Source organism: Bordetella genomosp. 10 (genome assembly GCF_002261225.1).
GTDB lineage: Bacteria > Pseudomonadota > Gammaproteobacteria > Burkholderiales > Burkholderiaceae_B > Bordetella_C.
In genome coordinates this window covers 1,410,013-1,423,809 of sequence record NZ_NEVM01000002.1, presented here as the reverse complement: position 1 = coordinate 1,423,809, position 13,797 = coordinate 1,410,013, and the positions used below count along the sequence as shown (strand labels likewise).

Here is a 13,797-nt window from a genome sequence, read left to right as displayed (position 1 = left end):
TACGCCGGATATCGGCCGGCGGCCGGCGTCGGCGCCGCCGTGCGTGCGTCGCGCGCTGGCCGGGGACGCCGCGCCGGCGGTCTGCCTGCATGCTAGCGCTTCGCCGCCGCCGGCCCCTTGCTGGTTGAGAAACGCTGGTATCTCTTTTCTTCAATACGCTTTTGCGCGGCGTGCCGCAAGATGAGCGGGCCGACCCGGCGCGGAAACGGGCGGTTGACATCAAAACGAAAGGAGACAGACATGCAAGACCATGCCCTGCGCGGATCCCGCCGCGCCTTCCTGGCAAGCGCGCTGGCCGGCGGCGCGGCGCTGGCGCTGAACCGCGGCGCGGCGGCCGCGCCGGCCTATCCGGCCCGGCCCATCACCGTGGTGGTGCCCTACGCGCCCGGCGGCAACCTCGACATTACCGGCCGCGCGATCACCAGCGCGATGGGCGCCATCATGCATGCCTCCTTCGTCATCGACAACCGGCCGGGCGCCGGCGGGGTGGTGGGCCACGAGCTGGTGGCGCGGGCGCAGCCGGACGGCTACACCTTGATCGTGACGGCCAACGGCAGCTTCGCCTACGCGCCGCGCCTGGTGCACGGCAGCAAGCCTTTCAAGCCCGCCGATTTCGCGCCCATCGGCTATATGGCGGAGACGCCGCTGGTGCTCGAAGTGCCCGCGCGCAGCCGCTATGCCAGCTACCAGGAATTCATCGCGGCGGCCAAGGCGGCGCCGGGCAAGATCAGCATCGGCCATTCGGGCAACGGCACCACCAATCACATCGCCATCCTGTTGCTGGAGAAGGCCACCGGCGCGCGCTTCAACATCATTCCGTACAAGGGATCGGGACCGGGGCTGAACGACCTGCTCGGCGGCCAACTGGACGCCTTCGTCGACCAGTTGCCCAGCTCCCTGCCGCACCTCAAGGCCGGCAACCTGAAGCCGCTGGCGATGACTTCGGCCAGCCGCGCCAGCGACCTGCCGCAAGTGCGGACCTTGCAGGAACTGGGCGTGGCCGGTTTCGACGTGACCACCACGGCGGGCCTGATGGCGCCGGCCGGCACGCCGCCCGCCATCATCGCGCAACTGAACCAGGTGCTGAACCAGGCGCTGGGCCAGGCCGACGTCAAGCAGAAGATGGCGAACCTGGGGTCGACGGTGAAGCAGGGCAGCGCCGCCGAGTTCACCGCCTATCTGGCGTCGGAGGACAAGAAGGGCGAGCAACTGGCCAGCGAGGGCTTGCTGCGCGCGGGGTAGGCGGTGGCATAATCGCCTGCGTCATCGTCACCGGACGCGGTCCTGCCGCGCCGCGTGACGCACTGCCGCAACGACCCCGGGCGATGCCTGGAAGGTGGACGAGCCGCATGAAGTATCCGACGCTAGAACAGGCCGCCGCGCAATTGCGCGAGGGCCAGGCCAGCGCGGCCAGCCTCGCCGAGACGGCGCTGGCCCGCGCCGCCGATCCCGCGAGCGAGGGCGCCCGCGTTTTCACCAGGCGCTATCCGGAGCAGGCGCGCGCCGCCGCACAGGCGGCCGATACGTTGCGGGCCGCGGGCCTGGCCTGGATCGCCGCCGTGCAGGCGGACATCGCCGGCCATGACGCGCTGGTGCTGCCCACCGTGCCCATCGTCGCGCCGGCCATCGCGCCGCTGCAGGCCAGCGACGATGCGTATTACGCCGCCAATGGCGCGATGCTGCGCAATCCCACCCTGATCAACTTCCTGGACGGCTGCGCCTTGTCGCTGCCTTGCCATGAGGAAGGCACGGCGCCGGTGGGCCTGATGATCGCCGGCGCCCGCGACACCGACCGCCGCATCCTGTCCATCGGCATGGCGGTGGAGGAAATGCTGGCCGCGGATTGAGGCTATCGGGCGGACGCGCCGCCGCCGGTCACGGTCATGCCGGAACGCGCGGCCTCGGCCAGAAGGCCACGGTGCCGAGCTGCACCAGGCCCGCCGTCAGGCCGATGGCGGCGCCTATCTGCCACGCCAGGTCGTAGTTGTGCAGCAGGTCGTAGACGTAGCCGCCGCCCATCGCGCCGGTGAAGCTGCCCAGTTGGTGGCTGCAGAACGCGACCCCGATCAGCATGGCCTGCCAGCGCAGGCCGAAGGTTTCGGCGATCCAGCCCGACACCAGGGGCACCACGCCCAGCCAGAGAAAGCCCATGATGGCCGCGAAGACCAGCGTGGTCTCGGGCGTGGGCAGGTGATGGAAGTACCAGGCCAGCGTCAGGGAACGCAGGACGTAGATCATGCCCAGCAGCGCCTGCTTGTTCCAGCGGCCGCCCGCCCAGCCGAAGAACAGGCTGCCCAGGGCGTTGAAACCGCCGATGGTGGCCAGCGCCTTGGCCGACAGCATGGGATCCATGCCGCAGATATCGAGATAGGTGGGCAGGTGTGTGGTCAGGAAGACCAGTTGCATGCCGCAGACGAAATACGCCAGCGCCATGATCACGAACGGTCCGTTGCGCAAGGCCATGCTGAGCACCTGCGGCGCCGTCAGCTCCGAGCCGTTGGCGGCGCGCGGCGCCGCCGGGCGCGGCAGCCGGTCGACCCGGCCGGCGAACCAGGCGGCCGGCACCATGACCACGGCCAGGACGATGAAGGACAGCGTGCCGACGCGCCAGTGCCAGTGCTGCATGATCTCCTGGCCCAGCGGCGCCGCGATCATCGCGCCCAGCGAGCCGAAGGAGGACACCAGGCCCAGCACCAGGCTGCGCTGCGCCACCGACACGGGACGCACCGAGACGGCCATCGCCATGCTGCTGCCGGTCGCCGCCAGGGCCGCGCCGATGCAGACGCCAGCGCCCAGGATGACCAGCGGCAGGCCATGCGCGCAGGCCATCAGCACCAGGCCCAGCAGGAAGAGCAGGGCGCCGCTGACCAGCAGGGGACGAAAACCGATGCGCGGCACCAGGGCGCCCGCGATGGGCTGCAGCATGCCCCAGGCGAGGTTCTGCACCGAAATGGCGATGGTGAAGTCGCTGACGGAGATGCCCAGGTCGTGCGTCAGCGGCGGTACGAATATCCCCAGGCTCTGGCGCATGCCCATGGAAAGGCTGAGCATGACCGCCGCCCCCAGGAGTATCGGAAGGGCGGGACGCAAGGCGGATAGTTGCTGCATGTCGGTAGGCCGCGGGGGAACGGCGGTTGGGGGATGGCCGCCGGCGCGCCGCGCCTGGCCATCTGGGATGGGTTGTCTCGGATGAATCTTGCCGCATGTCCTAAATATTGAATATGCGGTATATAAATTTTGAAACGACTATACAGCTTATAAGAACGCTAGTCTCTCAACATTTATTGTGCGACGCAGCATTTGTGGTCCCATGGCGAGGGAACGATGGAACCCGCGCGCCATGCCGCGGCGCGGCGACGCGAGCGCCTCGCCTCAGCCCGGCCAGCGGCCACCCAGGGCCCGGGTGGCGCGGGCGGCGCTTTCGAGCAGCAGCCTGGACATCTTCTTGATGGACGCCGGGGTGTAGCGTTCCTTCGGGCCGGACAGGGAAATCGCGCCGCGCATTTCATCGTCCGGGCCGAACACGGGACTAGCCACCGCCGCGCAGCTCGGATCGCGCTCGCCCATGGACGTCAGGATCAGGCCGGCGGTTTCCACGCTTTCGCCGCGCACGAGGTAGGCGGTGAGCAGCTTGCCCGCCGCGCCCTTGTCGAGCGGCAGCAGGTCGCCCGGACGGATGCGGTCCAGCGTCGAATGATGGGAATCGACGCGCAGCAGGCAGATGCGCGAGCGCGGGTCGTGATAGGCATGGAAGGACGCGCTTTCCGTGCCCTGGTCGACCAGGCCTTGCAGCAGGGGCTGCAGGGTTTCGGCCAGGCGATAGGTGGCCTCGTAGGCGCGTCCCAGTTGATGGGCGTAGAGTCCCAAGGCATAACGCCCATCCGCGCGCCGCACCACCAGGTTGGCCTTTTCCAGCGAGGCGATCAGCCGCAGCAAGGTGCTCTTGTAGAACCCGGTCGCGCGCGACAGGTCGGCGAGACCGATGGGCTCGGTGCGTTGGGCGATGGCATCGACGATGGACAGGGCGCGTTCGACGGCGGCCACGCCGTCGGTATTGTCCTGGGGGGCGCTACGGCTCATGAGGCGGATGGGGCGATGGTCAGGGCGGTTGGCCCGAGCCCGCGTTCACGGCGCCGCGCCATCCTCGTCATCGATCACGCGGCTGATGACGGGCCAGTACCGGTCGCCCAGGCCACGCGCCAGGGCCGCCTCGAACCACTGGTCCACGTTGCGGGCGCCGTGCGCCGGGATGCCCGTTTGTTCGGCCAGCCGCAGCGCGTAGTTCAAGTCCTTGCGCGCGTAGCTGACAGGGAACGCTTTCTCGGGAAATTCACCCGGCAGCATAGCCTTTAAGCCATGGTTGCGCAACGCGAAGCTGTCGGCCGAACCCAGCGTGAAGGTCTCCAGGATCACCTTGGGATCGACGCCGGCGCGGCGCGCGATGCCGCGCGCCTCCGACAGGGCGGTGACCGTCTCGAACAGCACCATGTTGTTGAGGATCTTGACCACCTGGCCGCTGCCGACGCCGCCGCACAAGGTGATTTCATTGGCGTAGGTCGCGATCAGCGGACGGACCTGTTCGAACACCGCGGGCTCGGCGCCGACCATGACCGACAGCGTGCCCGCTTCCGCCGCCGCCCGCGTGCGCGCCACCGGCGCGTCGATGAAGACGGCCTGGCGTTCGGCGAATTCGGCCGACAGCTTGCGCGTGGTGTCCACCGGCGAGGTGCTGGTGTCGACGATGACCTGGCCGGGGCGGCAGACGGCGAGCAGGCCGTTCGTGCCATCCGTGCCGCGCGCCAGTTTTTCCACCACCTCGCCGGACGGCAGGGACAGGAAGATGATGTCGCACTCGCGCGCGAGCGTGGCGACGTCGGCCGCCTGCACGCCGTGCGGCGCCAGGCGGGCGAGCGGTTCGGGGTTCGTGTCGCAGCCCAGCACGGGCAGGCCGCATTTCTGCGCCAGGTTGCGGCAGATGGGCTCGCCCATCACGCCCAGGCCGATGAAGCCGACGCGGGTAAAACGATGCATGTTTGGTCTCCGGTGATGAAGGATAGGGGTATCGATGCGCCGGGCGGCGCGCGCCGCGCCATGGCTCACATGGCGAAGTAGATGCCCTTGGATTGCTGGTACAGGCGCAGGCCGCCGATGCCTTTCTCGCGCCCGATGCCGCTTTGCTTGAAGCCGCCGAAAGGCGTGGAAATCGACAACTGCTTGTAGGTGTTGATCCAGACGCTGCCCGCTTCCAGTTGGCGCGCCACGCGCCATGCGCGGCGATAGTCGGCGGTCCAGATGCCCGAGGCCAGGCCGTAGACGCTGTCGTTGGCCTGCGCGATCAGGTCGTCCTCGTCGTCGAAGGGCAGGGCGCACAGCACGGGGCCGAAGATTTCCTCGCGCACCACGTGGGCGTCGGGCTTGAGTCCGCCGATCACGGTGGGCAGGTAGAACGCGCCCTGCGCCAGGCGGTCGTCCTCGGGCCGCTGTCCGCCGGTGAGGATCTCGCCGCCGTCGTGCAATGCGCTGGCGACCATGGATTCGATTTTCTCGCGATGCGCGAAGGAGGCGATGGGGCCCATGCCGGCGCCTTGCGCGTCGGGCTGGTCGACCCGTATGGCGCGCGCCCGCGCCAGCAGCTTTTCCAAAAAGGCCTGCTGCACCGAGCGCTGCACGTATAGGCGCGAACCGGCCACGCAGGATTGGCCGCTGCCTTCGAAGATGCCGCCGATCACGCCCTCGACGGCCGCGTCCAGGTCGGCGTCGGCGCAGACGATGTGCGGCGACTTGCCGCCCAGTTCCAGCGCCACCGGCATCAGCTTGTCGGCCGCCGTGCGCGCGATGGCGCGGCCGCTGGCGGTGCCGCCGGTGAAGGACACCATGCGCACGCCCGGATGCTCGACCAGCAGCTTGCCGGCGCCGCTGCCCAGGCCGGTGACCACATTGAGGATGCCCGGCGGCAGGCCGGCCTCCAGCGCGATGCGGCCCAGCTCCAGCGCCGGCGACGAGGTCACTTCGGAAGGCTTGAGGATGACGGCGTTGCCGGCGGCCAGCGCCGGCGCGACCTTCTGCGCCTCCATGGTCAGGGGCGAGTTCCACGGCGTGATGGCGACGATGACGCCATAGGGTTCGTACTGCGTCATCGACAGGTAGTTGCCGCGCGGCGGCGTGACCTCGGCGGTCACGGTTTCGCAGACCCCGGCGTAGTACCGGAAGGTCGCGGCGGCGCTGGCCACCTGCGCCTTGCATTCGTGCCAGACCTTGCCGTTCTCGATCATCTGCAGGCGCGCCAGCAGTTCGGCGTTGGCGTCGATGCCGTCGGCCATGCGGCGCAGCAATGCCGCACGCTGGTGCGGCAGCATGTCGCGCCAGGCCTTCTGGCGCACCGCGCGCCAGGCGCTGTCCACGGCCGCGTCGACCTGGGCGGCGTCGGCCGCGCCGATATCGAAATTGGCAGCGCCGTTGGCGGGGTTGACGGAGGCGAAGGTCTGCGCGGCCGGGGTCCAGCGCCCGTCGATCAGCAGGGATTTCGTTTGGGAGGGAGTCTGCGGCATCTGTGTCTCTTCCAGTGGATAGGGCGCTGCGTAGCGGCCTGGATGGCGGCTGTTTCGACGAGGCATGCCGATCCTCGGAGAGGACCGGCAAGGGAAAACCCCAATCGAAAACCAAGGTCGCGCCGAAATCGAAAACGTCGAAAAGGTTATAAAATAGAATACATGTTCTGTAGAACAGAACACACAGAATATACAAACCATTCATCGAAAACAAGAGGAGACCACTCGATGAAACACAATCATGGGCACATCGTGACGGCGCGCGCGCAGGCCGCCCAGTCCGTCCAACGCGGCGGCGGCAAGCGCTCGTGCGCCTCGCGCCGCGGCCTGCTGGCCGCCGCGTGCGCCGTCCTGGGCATGGCGCTGATGCCCGCGGCCCCGGCCCGCGCCGACAACTATCCGTCCAAGCCGGTGACCCTGGTCGTGCCGTATCCGGCGGGCGGCGCCACCGACGTCGTGGCGCGCGCCATCGCGGAGAAGTTGACGGGCGCGTGGAAGCAATCGGTGATCGTGGAGAACCGCGCGGGCGCGGGCACCACCATAGGCGCGGGCACCGTGGCGCGCGCCGCGGGCGACGGCTATACGCTGTTCATGACGACGTCGGCGCACACCATCAGCGGCCATATCTACGGCAAGCTCAACTACGACCCGGTCAAGGACTTCGCGCCGATCACGCTGGTGACCAAGGTGCCGCTGGTGCTGGTGGTCAATCCCTCGGTGCCGGCCAAGACGCTGCCGGAATTCCTGGCGTATCTGCGCAAGGACGGGGCCGGCGTCAATTTCGCCTCGCCGGGCAACGGCACGGCGCAACACCTCAGCGGCGAACTGTTCAAGATCGCCACCCATACGGCCATCACCCACGTGCCGTACCGCGGCGATGCGCCGGCCTTCACCGACCTGGTCGGCGGCCAGGTGCAGATGATGCTCGCCACCATCACCTCGGCCTTGCCGCTGATTCATTCCGGCAAGCTGCGCGCGCTGGCGGTGGCCAACGGCAAGCGGGTCCAGGCGCTGGCCGACGTGCCCACCTTCGCGGAGGCGGGCATGCCGGGCTTCGAGGCCGCCACGTGGTTCGGGCTGCTGGCGCCGGCCTCCATCAAGCCGGCGCTGCAGCAGCGCATCTACGAGGACGTCTCGGCCATCGTCGCCACGCCGGACATGCAGCGCCGCATCGAGGACCTGGGCGGCGAAGTGGTCAACAGCACGCCTCGTGAATTCGCCGCGTTCATGCAGGAAGAGACGGCCAAATGGGGCAAGGCGGTCAAGGCCAGCGGCATGGCGACCTTGCAATAAGACCCTTGAGGATGACGAGGATGGAGACAAGCAAGGAGCAGGACGCCGGCGCGAGGCTGGCGGCGCGTTTCATCGCCGTGGCGCGGGACTATGCCCGGCCGCGCCGGTGCGACGTGGAAATGCTGGTGCGCTTCGACGCCACGCCGGTGCACGTGTCGGTGCGCGAGGGCAGGGTCGTCGATGCCGCGGTGGCCGCGCGGCCGCTGGACTCCTGGGATTTCGCCTTCAGCGCCGATGCCGGGACGTGGCGGCGCTTCTGGGAAGCCGTGCCGGCGCCGGGCTGGCACGACATCTTCGCCCTGAGCAAGCGCGGCGCCTTGCGCATCGACGGCAATCTGCAGCCGCTGATGGCCAACCTGCAATTCGTGAAAGACATGCTGGCCCTGGGCCGGGAGGCCGCGCCGGGCGCGCATCCTCCGTCGGAGAAGCAGCCGCGCGGCGGCAGGAGGGCAGGCCAATGACCGATCATTCATCGCGGCAAGGCATGCTGGGCAAACCCGGCAGGCGCGCGCGCATCGAACCCATCGTCGGCCGCTATCTGCACATGGAGGTGGACGGCCAGCCGCATCGCGTCTATTTCGAGGAAGCCGGCCAGGGCATTCCGCTGGTCTGCCTGCACACGGCCGGCGCCGACGGCCGGCAATACCGCCACATGCTGTGCGACGAGGCCGTGACCAGCCGCTTTCGCGTCATCGCCTTCGACCTGCCGTGGCACGGCAAGTCCTATCCGCCGGCGGGTTGGCAGGACGGCGAGTACCTGCTGACGACCGATCGCTACGTGGCCATCGTCATGGCTTTCTGCCAGGCGCTGGACCTGGACGCGCCGGCCCTGATCGGCTGCTCGATCGGCGGGCGCATCGTGCTGGAGCTCGCCAACCGGCACAGCGACTACTTCCGCGCCTTGATCGGCGTGGAGGCGGCCGATCACCAGCAGCCGTGGTACGACACCAGTTGGCTGCATCGTCCGGACGTGCATGGCGGAGAGGTCTGCGCGGCGCTGGTGTCGGGGCTGGTCGCACCGCAATCGCCCGCCGAGCATCGCCACGAAACGCTGTGGCAGTACATGCAGGGCGGTCCCGGCGTGTTTCGCGGCGACCTGCATTTCTATCGGGTGGATAGCGACCTGCGCGGGCGCCTGGGCGGCATCCGCACGGACCTGTGCCCGCTTTACCTGATGACCGGGGAATACGACTTTTCCTGCTCGCCGCAAGACACCGAACGCACGGCGGCGGGCATTCCCGGCGCCGAGGTCACGGTGATGCGCGAGCTGGGCCATTTCCCCATGAGCGAAAACCCGGTCCAGTTCCGGCGCTACCTGCTGCCGGTGCTGGACCGCATACACGCCCGCGGCGCGGGCTGAGCGGCACGGCGCGAAGTCCACGACCGGCAAGACCCACGATCACCAGAAACTACAACCACCAGGAGACGACACCATGAAGAAACATACCCTCGCGGGCCTGATCGCGGCCCTGTCCATCGCCGCCGCGCCGCAGGCGCATGCGCAATCGCAGGACACGCTCACGCTGGGCGCCCTCGTCACCCTGTCGGGGGCGGGCGCGGCCTGGGGCCAGGGCATGAAGAACGCCGCGGAGATCGCCGCCGACCAGGTCAACAAGGCGGGCGGCCTGGAGGTCGGCGGCAAGAAGTACCAGGTCAAGGTCGTCGCCTACGACGACAAGTACCAGGCCAACGAAGCCGTGACCGTGGCCAATCGCCTGGTGTTCGAGGACAAGGTCAAGTACATCATCGGTCCCGTGGGATCGGCGCCCGTGCTGGCCATCCAGCCGATCACGGAAAAGAACGGCGTCATCCTGATGACGCTGGGCTTTACCGCCAAGGCGCTGGCGGCGGACAAGCCCTATACCTTCCGTCCCAACGTCACGACGGCGGAGGTCTCGCAGCCGCAGATCGACTGGCTGGTCAAGCACGAAGGCCTCAAGAAGGTCGGCGCGCTGTTTCCCAATGACGAGACCGGACAGCAGATCGCGCAAGACCTGACGGGCGCCTACAAGAAGGCGGGCGCCGACCTGGCCATCAAGGAATTCTTCGAGCGCGACCGCGTCGACTTCGTGCCCATGCTCACGCGCATGCTGGCCAGCGGCATCGACGCCATCGAACTGGACGGCAACTCGCCGGCCACGGCGGGCATGATCGTCAAGCAGGCGCGCGAGCTGGGCTATACCGGCAGGATCGTGCGCACCGGCGGCCCGGCCACCCAGGAAATCGTCAACGTGGCGGGCAAGTCGGCGACCCAGGGCATGTTCGTGCATACCCCCATCGATCCGGAGCTGGCTTCGACCAAGGCCTATGCGGCGCTCTACGCCGCCAAATACAAGCAGCCGATGAACGGCTTCAGCCCGGCCTTCTACGACGGCACCAACCTGCTGTTCGAGGCCATGCGCCGCGCCGGCACGGTCACCGACACCGACAAGGTGCGCAAGGAGCTGGAAAAGATCAGCGGCTACGAAGGCGCGCTGGGCAAGCTGAACTGGACCGGCAAGGCCATGTACGGCATCGATCATCAACTCGACGCGCCGTTCTACGTGGCCGAGGTCGTGGATGGCAAGGAAGTCATCCGCGCCCGCTGCACGGTGGCCGGCTGCCAGTGAGGCGCATGTGGACTGGACTCTATTGGCAACCCAGGCGACGGTCAACGGGCTGATCGTCGGTCTGCTGTACCTGCTGATGGCGGTGGGCTTCACCCTGGTCTTCGGGGTGATGCGCATGGTGAACTTCGCCCACGGCGAGTTCTACATGCTGGGCGCCTTCGGCGCCTACTTCCTGACCGGATCGCTGGAGCTGCCCTTCATGGCGGCGGTGGCCCTGACCTTCGCCGGCGCGGTGGCCGGCGGGGCGCTGCTGGAATGGGGCGTCCTGCAGCCGTTCCGGCGCGATGAACTCAACGGCATGATCGCCACCATCGGCCTGGCCATGATCCTGCAGAACGCGGCCCTGATGTGGTTCGGGCCCGACCCCTTGTCCATGCCGCCGGTGGCCGAGGGAGTGACGCGCCTGGGCAAGGTGGTGATCCCGACCGCGCGGCTGTACGTGGTGCTGTTCGCCTGCGTGGTGCTGGCGCTGCTCTATGGTTTCCTGCGCTATTCGCGTCCGGGCCGCGCCTTGCGCGCGGTGGTGGAGGACACGGAGATCGCCGCCATCCAGGGCATCCGTTCGCGCATCTACTACCCCCTGGGCTTCGGCCTGGGCGTGGGCCTGGCGGCGGTGGCCGGCGCGCTGATGGCGCCGCTGTTCTCGGTGTCGCCCTTCGTCGGCGCGGCGCCGCTGCTGAAGGCCTTCATCGTGGTGATCCTGGGCGGCCTGGGCAGCATCCCGGGCGCGGCGGCGGCGGGCCTGCTGCTGGGACTGGTGGAGAGCTACGCCAGCCTGCTGCTGTCGGGCAGCACGGCGGACATGCTGATCTTCGCCATCGTCATCGTGATGCTCGTGGCGCGGCCCAAGGGGCTGCTGGGCCGGGGAGAAGCCTGATATGAATACGCTCGTTTTCCCCGCCCCGGCGGGCAGCCGGCGCGGCCGCGCCGCGCGCGCGGGCCTGGCGCTGCTGGCGATCCTGGCCGTGCTGCCGTGGTTCGGCGGTCCCTTCGTGCTGCACCTGGCCATCCTGACCTGCCTGAACGCCGTGATGGTGTGCGGCCTGGCGCTGATCGCGCGCTGCGGCCAGTTGTCGCTGGGCCATGCCGCCTTCGTCGCCATCGGCGCCTACATCTCGGTGCTGGCGGACCGGCTGTGGCAATGGTCGTTCCTGCCCGCCGCCGTGCTGGGGGCGCTGGCGGCCGGGCTGGTGGCCTTGCTGCTGGGATGGGCCATCCTGCGCCTGCGCGGGGTGTATTTCGTCCTGGTCACGTTCGCGTTCGGCGAACTGCTGCGCCTGGCGCTGCTCGACGGCGCGGCCCTGACCGGCGGCGCCAATGGCATCGCCGGCATCGGCCCGGTGTCCGTGCCCGGCTTCGTGTTCGATACGCGGGCCCGCTTCTATGGCCTAGCGCTGGCGGCCGCGCTGGCGTCGACCTGGGCGCTGGCGCGCCTGTTCAAGCGGCCCCTGGGCCACGCCATCGACGCCGTGGCGGACAATCCGGCCCTGGCCGAAGCCACGGGCCTGAACGTGCACCGCATCCAGGTGCTGGCCTTCATCGGCGGCTGCCTGCTGGCGGCCGCCGGCGGCGCGTTGCAGTCGCGCTATATCGGCTACGTGTCGCCGGAATCCTTCAACACCGGCATTTCGGTGGGCTACATCATCATGCTGGTGATCGGCGGCCGCCGCTCGATCTGGGGGCCGCTGGTGGGCGCCATGGTGCTGACGCCGTTGCCGGAGCTGTTCCGCGGCGCCGTGCAGACCCAGCACATTTTCTACGGCGCGGCGCTGATCCTGATCCTGCGCTTTCTGCCGGGCGGGCTCGCCAGCCTGCCGGCGCGCCTGCGCGCGCGTTTTTCCAAGGAGCGGGCATGACGAGCGCCTTGCTGCAAGTAGACAAGCTGTCGCGCCGTTTCGGCGGCCTGGCGGCCTTGCGCGATTTGTCGTTCTCGGTGGACGCGGGGGAGATCGTCGGCCTGATCGGTCCCAACGGCGCCGGCAAGACGACGGCCTTCAACGTCATCAGCGGCACGCTGCCGGCCAGTTCGGGACGGGTGCGCTTCAACGGCGTCGACCTCACCGGCGGCCCGCCGAGCCGCGCCGTGGGGCACGGCCTGGTGCGCACCTTCCAGTCGGCGGCCACCTATGCGGACGTGTCCGTGGCCGAGAACGTCTATCGCGGCCTGCTGCCGCGCATCGCCGGCACCGTGCTGCGGCGCCGCGGCGGCCGGGCGGAGGGCCTGTTGCGGGCCGACCAGGTGCGCGGCGAGATCCAGGCCTTGCTCGACCTGACGGACCTGTCGGCCTGGGCCGATGCGCCGGCGGGCAGCCTGGCCTATGGCCTGCAGAAGAAACTGGGCATCGCCGTGGCCCTGGCGGCGCGGCCGCGCATGCTGTTGCTGGACGAGCCGGCGGCCGGGCTCAATCATGAGGAATGCAACGAGCTCGGCCGCCTGCTCCAGCGCCTGCGCGACCAGCAGGGCCTGACTCTGCTACTGGTCGAGCATCACATGGCGCTGGTCATGGCCCTGTGCCATCGCATCGTGGTGCTGGTGCAGGGCGAGAAAATCGCCGAGGGCGCGCCGGCCGAGGTGCGCGCCGACCCGGCCGTGATCGAGGCCTACCTGGGAGCGCCCGACTATGCCCATGCTTGAAGTCGACAACCTTACCGTGCGCTACGGCCGCCTGGAAGCGGTGCGCGCGGCCAGCTTCCAGGTGCAGGCCGGGCAGATCGTGGCGCTGATCGGCTCCAACGGCGCGGGCAAGAGCTCGTCGCTGAAGGCGGTGATCGGCCTGGCGCCGGCCGCGTCCGGCCGCATCCGCCTGGACGGCCGCGACATCACGACGCTGCCGCCCGCGGCGCGGGTGGCCGGCGGCCTCGCGCTGTCGCCGGAAGGGCGCCGCCTGTTCGGCCGCATGTCGGTGCAGGACAACCTGCTGGCCGGCGCCCATGCCGTGCGGTCCAGCGCGCTGCGCAAGCGCACGCTGGACGAGATCTATGCCTTGTTCCCGCGGGTGCTGGAACGCCGCGCCCAACTGGCGGGATCGCTGTCGGGCGGCGAGCAGCAGATGGTGGCCATCGGCCGCGCCATGATGGCCAATCCGCGCCTGTTGATGCTGGACGAGCCGTCGCTGGGCATCGCGCCCAAGATCGTGGGCGAGATCGCGGCGGCCATCGAGCGCATCAACCGGGAAAAGCAGCTCGCCATCATCCTGGTGGAGCAGAATGCGCGGCTGGCCCTGCGCCTGTCGCACCAGGCCTACGCGCTGGAGCACGGCGAGATCGTGCGGGCCGGGCAGGGCGCCGAGCTGCTGGCCGATCCCTTCGTGCGCAAAGCCTACCTGGGGGTGTGAAGTGGAATACGA

General features: G+C 69.0%; 13 protein-coding genes and 1 pseudogene. 10 read left to right on the top strand and 4 right to left on the bottom strand.

Annotation, left to right across the window (positions count from 1 at the left end):
* Positions 1-240: 240 nt before the first annotated feature.
* Both CAL29_RS15430 and CAL29_RS32280 read left to right on the top strand, forming a co-directional pair.
* A complete protein-coding gene (locus CAL29_RS15430; RefSeq protein ID WP_179284049.1) occupies positions 241-1,242 on the top strand; it encodes a tripartite tricarboxylate transporter substrate binding protein in 1,002 nt (333 codons plus the stop codon).
* A 260-nt stretch (positions 1,243-1,502) separates the two neighbouring features.
* Positions 1,503-1,847: pseudogene (locus CAL29_RS32280) on the top strand (amidase); the annotation flags it as partial.
* A 34-nt stretch (positions 1,848-1,881) separates the two neighbouring features.
* On the opposite strand, the gene CAL29_RS15420 reads toward CAL29_RS32280, so the two are convergent.
* The 4 genes from CAL29_RS15420 to CAL29_RS15405 form a co-directional block, all read right to left on the bottom strand.
* Positions 1,882-3,108, bottom strand: coding sequence for an MFS transporter (locus CAL29_RS15420; protein ID WP_256977481.1), 1,227 nt, complete (start codon positions 3,106-3,108; stop codon positions 1,882-1,884).
* 264 nt (positions 3,109-3,372) lie between these two features.
* Positions 3,373-4,080, bottom strand: coding sequence for an IclR family transcriptional regulator (locus CAL29_RS15415; RefSeq protein WP_094853850.1), 708 nt, complete (start codon positions 4,078-4,080; stop codon positions 3,373-3,375).
* A gap of 45 nt (positions 4,081-4,125) precedes the next feature.
* Positions 4,126-5,031: an NAD(P)-dependent oxidoreductase gene (locus tag CAL29_RS15410; RefSeq protein ID WP_094853849.1), complete on the bottom strand. Its 906-nt coding sequence runs from the start codon at positions 5,029-5,031 to the stop codon at positions 4,126-4,128.
* Between the two features lie 65 nt (positions 5,032-5,096).
* The gene (locus tag CAL29_RS15405) at positions 5,097-6,548 is read right to left on the bottom strand and encodes an aldehyde dehydrogenase (protein ID WP_094853848.1); all 1,452 of its coding nucleotides are present in this window, start codon (positions 6,546-6,548) and stop codon (positions 5,097-5,099) included.
* 228 nt (positions 6,549-6,776) lie between these two features.
* Here CAL29_RS15405 and CAL29_RS15400 point away from each other — a divergent pair, with 228 nt between their 5' ends.
* From CAL29_RS15400 to CAL29_RS15365, 8 genes are all read left to right on the top strand, one after another.
* The gene (locus tag CAL29_RS15400) at positions 6,777-7,841 is read left to right on the top strand and encodes a Bug family tripartite tricarboxylate transporter substrate binding protein (RefSeq protein WP_306430689.1); all 1,065 of its coding nucleotides are present in this window, start codon (positions 6,777-6,779) and stop codon (positions 7,839-7,841) included.
* A gap of 20 nt (positions 7,842-7,861) precedes the next feature.
* Positions 7,862-8,302: a hypothetical protein gene (locus CAL29_RS15395; protein WP_179284048.1), complete on the top strand. Its 441-nt coding sequence runs from the start codon at positions 7,862-7,864 to the stop codon at positions 8,300-8,302.
* Entirely contained in the window at positions 8,299-9,201 is a 903-nt protein-coding gene (locus CAL29_RS15390; protein WP_256977480.1) for an alpha/beta fold hydrolase, read from the top strand. Before CAL29_RS15395 ends, CAL29_RS15390 begins: the two co-directional genes overlap by 4 nt.
* Positions 9,202-9,274: 73 nt before the next feature.
* Positions 9,275-10,450, top strand: a complete 1,176-nt coding sequence (locus CAL29_RS15385) for an ABC transporter substrate-binding protein (RefSeq protein ID WP_094853847.1) — start codon at positions 9,275-9,277, stop codon at positions 10,448-10,450.
* A 7-nt stretch (positions 10,451-10,457) separates the two neighbouring features.
* A complete protein-coding gene (locus CAL29_RS15380) occupies positions 10,458-11,327 on the top strand; it encodes a branched-chain amino acid ABC transporter permease (RefSeq protein WP_094853846.1) in 870 nt (289 codons plus the stop codon).
* A 1-nt stretch (position 11,328) separates the two neighbouring features.
* Positions 11,329-12,306, top strand: coding sequence for a branched-chain amino acid ABC transporter permease (locus CAL29_RS15375; protein WP_143277676.1), 978 nt, complete (start codon positions 11,329-11,331; stop codon positions 12,304-12,306).
* Positions 12,303-13,085 carry an ABC transporter ATP-binding protein gene (locus CAL29_RS15370; RefSeq protein ID WP_094853845.1) on the top strand — a complete coding sequence of 261 codons (783 nt, stop codon included), beginning with the start codon at positions 12,303-12,305 and terminating at the stop codon, positions 13,083-13,085. Before CAL29_RS15375 ends, CAL29_RS15370 begins: the two co-directional genes overlap by 4 nt.
* Positions 13,072-13,785: an ABC transporter ATP-binding protein gene (locus CAL29_RS15365; RefSeq protein ID WP_094853844.1), complete on the top strand. Its 714-nt coding sequence runs from the start codon at positions 13,072-13,074 to the stop codon at positions 13,783-13,785. The genes CAL29_RS15370 and CAL29_RS15365 overlap by 14 nt, the downstream gene beginning before the upstream one ends.
* Positions 13,786-13,797 lie beyond the last annotated feature (12 nt).

What these genes read in the sequence shown, in the direction of transcription:
- CAL29_RS15430 (WP_179284049.1), top strand. Translation starts at nt 241, where the DNA reads ATGCAAGACCATGCCCTGCGCGGATCCCGCCGCGCCTTCCTGGCAAGC.
- CAL29_RS15420 (WP_256977481.1), bottom strand. Translation starts at nt 3,108, where the DNA reads ATGCAGCAACTATCCGCCTTGCGTCCCGCCCTTCCGATACTCCTGGGG.
- CAL29_RS15415 (WP_094853850.1), bottom strand. Translation starts at nt 4,080, where the DNA reads ATGAGCCGTAGCGCCCCCCAGGACAATACCGACGGCGTGGCCGCCGTC.
- CAL29_RS15410 (WP_094853849.1), bottom strand. Translation starts at nt 5,031, where the DNA reads ATGCATCGTTTTACCCGCGTCGGCTTCATCGGCCTGGGCGTGATGGGC.
- CAL29_RS15405 (WP_094853848.1), bottom strand. Translation starts at nt 6,548, where the DNA reads ATGCCGCAGACTCCCTCCCAAACGAAATCCCTGCTGATCGACGGGCGC.
- CAL29_RS15400 (WP_306430689.1), top strand. Translation starts at nt 6,777, where the DNA reads ATGAAACACAATCATGGGCACATCGTGACGGCGCGCGCGCAGGCCGCC.
- CAL29_RS15395 (WP_179284048.1), top strand. Translation starts at nt 7,862, where the DNA reads ATGGAGACAAGCAAGGAGCAGGACGCCGGCGCGAGGCTGGCGGCGCGT.
- CAL29_RS15390 (WP_256977480.1), top strand. Translation starts at nt 8,299, where the DNA reads ATGACCGATCATTCATCGCGGCAAGGCATGCTGGGCAAACCCGGCAGG.
- CAL29_RS15385 (WP_094853847.1), top strand. Translation starts at nt 9,275, where the DNA reads ATGAAGAAACATACCCTCGCGGGCCTGATCGCGGCCCTGTCCATCGCC.
- CAL29_RS15375 (WP_143277676.1), top strand. Translation starts at nt 11,329, where the DNA reads ATGAATACGCTCGTTTTCCCCGCCCCGGCGGGCAGCCGGCGCGGCCGC.
- CAL29_RS15370 (WP_094853845.1), top strand. Translation starts at nt 12,303, where the DNA reads ATGACGAGCGCCTTGCTGCAAGTAGACAAGCTGTCGCGCCGTTTCGGC.
- CAL29_RS15365 (WP_094853844.1), top strand. Translation starts at nt 13,072, where the DNA reads ATGCCCATGCTTGAAGTCGACAACCTTACCGTGCGCTACGGCCGCCTG.